Origin of the sequence: Nocardioides sp. (assembly GCF_036267815.1) — a bacterium.
Lineage (GTDB): Bacteria > Actinomycetota > Actinomycetes > Propionibacteriales > Nocardioidaceae > Nocardioides.
Genome location: NZ_DATAVI010000003.1, coordinates 1 through 4249, shown reverse-complemented (window position 1 = coordinate 4249; position 4249 = coordinate 1). Strand labels below are relative to the sequence as shown.

Genomic DNA, 4249 nt, shown 5'->3' with positions numbered 1-4249 from the left:
GCGGCCCTCAACGACACCGCGCAGGAGGTCGGCACCAGCCTCGGCACCGCCGTGGTCGGCACCCTGATCGCCGCGCTGGTCACCACCCGGCTGCCCGCGGGCGCCTGGAGCGACGCCCTGGTGGCGTCGTTCTTCCACGGCGAGCGGATCACCTACGCCGTCCTCGCCGTGATCGTGGGGATCGTCGCCATCGGCGGCGCGCTCACGCTGAGCAACTCGCGCGCGTCGGAGGAAGCCGGCCTGTGACCCGGTCCGTATGCTTCCCGGGTGACTGTGGACGACGCTCGCGGGTCGCCTGAGGGGTCGGAGCCGGACGCCGGTCCGGCGAAGCGGGGGCTCCCGCTGTGGCAGGAGACGGTGCTCCTGCTGGTGATCGCGATCCTGCTCGCCATCGTGCTCAAGGTCTTCCTCGTCCAGGCCTTCTACATCCCCTCGGAGTCGATGGAGCCCGGCCTGATCAAGAACGACCGGATCCTGGTCGAGAAGCCGTCGTACTGGTTCGGGGGTACGCCGCGGCGCGGCGACGTCATCGTCTTCAAGGACCCGGGCGGCTGGCTCGGTGCCGAGGAGGCCGTGGGTCCGACCAACCCCCTGGTGAGGGTGATGGCCAAGATCGGGCTCTACCCCTCCGGGGGCCACCTGGTGAAGCGCGTCATCGGGGTCGCCGGTGACACGATCCACTGCTGCAACGCGCACGGCCAGCTGGTGGTGAACGGTCGTCCCCTCAGCGAGCCCGAGGTGTCACGGGGCGGGGAGAGGTGCGACGGTCCGGAGGTCGACAGCTGCACGACCGGGTGGACGGTCGGGCCGGTGCCCTCCGGGGACCTGTTCGTGATGGGCGACAACCGGGCGCACTCGGCCGACTCGGCCTACCACCTGTGCCATCCGAGGGCGGTGGGCTGTGGCTCCGGGCCCGTCTTCGTGCCGACCTCCGAGGTCGTCGGCAAGGTCGTCATGCTGATGTGGCCACCCGGCCGAGCGCACCTGATCCACCGGCCGTCGGGCTTCGCCGCGCTGACCCGCTGAGCCACTGACCGGCCCGCCCGAGGAGCCTGCCCCGCTAGCGTCGTGGCAGCACGAGCAGCGTGATCGAGCTCGCCGGGTACGTCTCCGTCAGGCGGCCATGACGCACCGCGACCGCCGCGCCCCGCGCGATCTTGTGCAGGTGTGCCGCCGAGTACCGGAAGACGCGGGCCTTCGCGCCGGCTGCGAAGTGACGCAGCCGGATCGGCGCCGAGATCGCGGAGCCGGTCTTGTTGACGACCATCATCGTCAGCGCTCCGTGCGGGGCCTTGGTCGCGGCGTACACCGCCAAGCGGCCCTGGTTGCTGCTGACCGCCCGCACCGAGCGGCTGCCGAACGTGGCGCCGTGGCCGTTGTAGTTGCGGTACATCCGGAACGCGTAGGCCCAGGGGTCGCTGGCCTTGGCGGGCCCCCACAGCGTGGCGAGACCGAGGCGCTCCCGCCCGAAGATGCCCAGGACGTCGGCCTCGGCGAGCGCGCCGTTCATCGAGTCCAGGGCTCCCCAGCTGTACTCGCTGATCGCGATCTTCGTGCCCGGGTAGTACTTCGCGACCCATGCCCGCATCGTGCGGATCCACGCCAGCGGCCTGCCGCCGTTCGCCTGGCTGATCCAGGACTCGTCGACGTAGTGCGGGTCCCACAGCGCGCGGGTGGAGCGAAGCCGGAGAGCCTGCGTGGCGGCGTCGCCGGCCGGACTGAGCGCGACCCCGCTCTCCTGCGGGTAGAAGTGCTCGTCGAAGTAGTCGAGCAGACGGGTGCCGCCGTTGCGTTGGGCGCGCGCGAACTGCTTGAGGTACCACGCTCCGAAGGGGAGCCCGCCGTGGGCGTCGCGGTCGGACGTCGAGCTGCCGCAGTCGTCGACCGCCGAGTAGTAGTAGGCGCACCAGCCCCAGTCGCTCGGCCCGAGCACCTTGGCCGTGGGGTCTGCGGACTTCACGGCGCGCGACGTCTGGTGGGACTTCGTCCACAGCTCGCCCTCGCTGAGCGGGCTGGGATGGACGTCGCGGTGCGTGCTGTTCCACAGGTCGGGCTCGTTGTCGAGGTCGTAGAAGCCGACCCCACCGTGCGATGCCCTGCCGTACGACGAGACCAGGTGGCTCACCATCCGCTTGTCGAAGCCTGCCCGCACCGCGGTCGAGGTCGTGCTCGGGTCGGCGGTCAGGTCGGTGCTGCCGTGGACGCCGTCGCCGCAGTTGCTGTCATAGGGGTCGAAGCCGCCCTGGTCGGGGAAGTCGGTCTTGGGGAACGAGCAGGTGAAGGGGTGCTGGCGGGGCGAGTCCTTCGACACCCAGCCGATCATCGGCACCGTCACCAGGCTGCTCGTGTGCCGCTTGCGGTCGGTCCGGATCAGGGAGCCCAGGGTGCCGTCGCCGGTGGCGACGATGTTCTCGAAGTACCAGTCCGACCCGGTGTTGTAGGTGTTGTCGGTGTAGTTGTAGCGGCTCGTGCTGTTGCCGCCCCACCGGTCGACCGGCACCCGGAACGCCTTGCCCAGGCCCGACACCTGCGAGGCGAAGTTGACGCCGTAGATGAGCGGGCTGATCGTGTGCCGACCGCGGGCTGCGTCGACCGTCAACGTCACCCGGGCCTTCGCCGGCTCACGTCGCTGCGGTGTGGTGTTGCCCGGCGCAGCGGCGAGGGTGCCCGGAGCGACGGCGAGGGCGACCAGGGCGGCGGCGAGGCCGGCGGTCGCGAGGGGGGCGACGGATCGCATGGGGACAGTCTGGGGGCACCGACAGCCGGGCGCAGCCGATCGCCCTTCTCGCGGGGCGCGTCGGCCCACCGCAGCGCCAGTGCCCCGACCGACAAGGCCGGGTGGGGCAGGATCCGCGGATGCCCACGCGCACCCGATCCACGCTGCCCGGACATCGGTCCTTCTGCCTCGTCGTCGGGGTCGTCGTCGGGGTCGTCGCGCTGCTCGCGGACGGCTGCTCCCAGTCCCACGACACCTCCGGCTCTACCAGGACCACCGGCTGGGCGGCCGGACCGCGCTGGCCGACTGGGTCTCCCACGGCGGCCGGTACGTCGGCTGGCAGGAGGGTGCCCCGCTGGCGTCGGCGCTCGGCATCTCGAAGGTGGGCATGGAGACCCCCAAGGCCGAGTCGCCGGGTGCCCTGATGCGGATCCGGACCCCGCAGGGATCCGACGAGATCGAGTGGGACAGCGACTGCAACCTGGTCCTGAACCCCGGCGCCGCCCGGGTGGTCGGCGCCTTCCCGCATCGGATGTTCCGCTCCGGGTTCGCGACCAGGGCCAAGACGCTCGCGGACACGGCGTTGGAGACGGTCAAGCCCCTCGGCCGCGGCAGCGTGACGGTGTTCGGCCACGAGCCGAGCTTCCGCGCGGTCGCCGACGGCTCGGCACGCCTGCTCAGGCGCGCCATCCTGCGGACGCCGCGCGGCTCGGCACCGGCGCGCGCGTCCGGAGCCGTCAGCCGGTCGGATCACAGCGTGCGGCCCGCACAGGTCCTGAGGCTCGCGCACACCCGCGCCTGGGGGCTGGCCCACGACGACCGAGAGGACCCGTGACCGGGCCGGTCTGCCCCAACGTCTGCGCAGAGCCAGGCTAGTCGGCGGGCCGGCGGTGGAGGCGCCAGGCGCCGGCGATCGCCGCCACGGCGAGGAGCGCCAGCCAGTCGGTGACCTTCCCGTCCCTCCCCGTCCGCACGACCGCCGCGACGACCGTCATCAGACACGACCCGGCCAGGACCAGTAAGGCGAGGAACGCCGTACGTCGGTGCCGGGCGATGGGCATGGCGGCATCGTCTCACCCGACGGCTGCCGGGAGACGCGCTATCCGGACGGCGCGGCCGCGCGCGTCAACCGAAGAGCTCGAGAGGAGAGGGTGGACGACAACGCGAGACTCTGGTAAGTTCTGACGTTTGTCCGCAACTTTTCCAATAAAGAAAAGGAAGGTCCGATAAGAAACATATCACGGCGCCAGTCAGATCGCAATTCTCCTACATTTCCGCGGTTATCGACAGAGCCTTCCGAGCTGTCCCCGGCCGCGTCCGCCGACGACCTACGCGGCCGTCGACACCACTCCCATCACCCCGAAGTCCCACCTCAGGAGCGCTCTTGAGCCAGCTGCCCCACCGTGTTGCCCGAGAAGTGATCGCCACCCGAGTCGCCGATGCCGAACAGCGGCGACTGGGACGCCGAGCGGCCCGCGCCCGCCGGCGTCGACCCGTCCCCCTGCCCGACTAGCACGACCACGACGGCGCGGC

General features: G+C 71.3%; 4 protein-coding genes and 1 pseudogene. 3 read left to right on the top strand and 2 right to left on the bottom strand.

Annotated features, from left to right (window positions below; translation table 11 throughout):
• Together VHW64_RS00570 and lepB are read left to right on the top strand one after the other, a co-directional pair.
• A pseudogene (locus tag VHW64_RS00570) lies at positions 1 to 246 on the top strand (tetracycline resistance MFS efflux pump); the annotation flags it as partial.
• 21 nt (positions 247 to 267) lie between these two features.
• Complete coding sequence (gene lepB / locus VHW64_RS00565; RefSeq protein WP_329648548.1) at positions 268 to 1026, top strand: signal peptidase I; 759 nt, start codon at positions 268 to 270, stop codon at positions 1024 to 1026.
• Between the two features lie 34 nt (positions 1027 to 1060).
• Here lepB and VHW64_RS00560 read toward each other — a convergent pair whose 3' ends face one another.
• Positions 1061 to 2737, bottom strand: a complete 1677-nt coding sequence (locus tag VHW64_RS00560) for a glycoside hydrolase family 44 protein (protein WP_329648547.1) — start codon at positions 2735 to 2737, stop codon at positions 1061 to 1063.
• Between the two features lie 367 nt (positions 2738 to 3104).
• Between VHW64_RS00560 and VHW64_RS00555 the strand changes: the two genes are divergently transcribed.
• The gene (locus VHW64_RS00555) at positions 3105 to 3551 is read left to right on the top strand and encodes a hypothetical protein (RefSeq protein WP_329648546.1); all 447 of its coding nucleotides are present in this window, start codon (positions 3105 to 3107) and stop codon (positions 3549 to 3551) included.
• 37 nt (positions 3552 to 3588) lie between these two features.
• Here the strand turns inward: VHW64_RS00555 and VHW64_RS00550 are convergent, their stop codons facing one another.
• Entirely contained in the window at positions 3589 to 3777 is a 189-nt protein-coding gene (locus VHW64_RS00550; RefSeq protein WP_329648545.1) for a hypothetical protein, read from the bottom strand.
• Between the last annotated feature and the right edge of the window lie 472 nt (positions 3778 to 4249).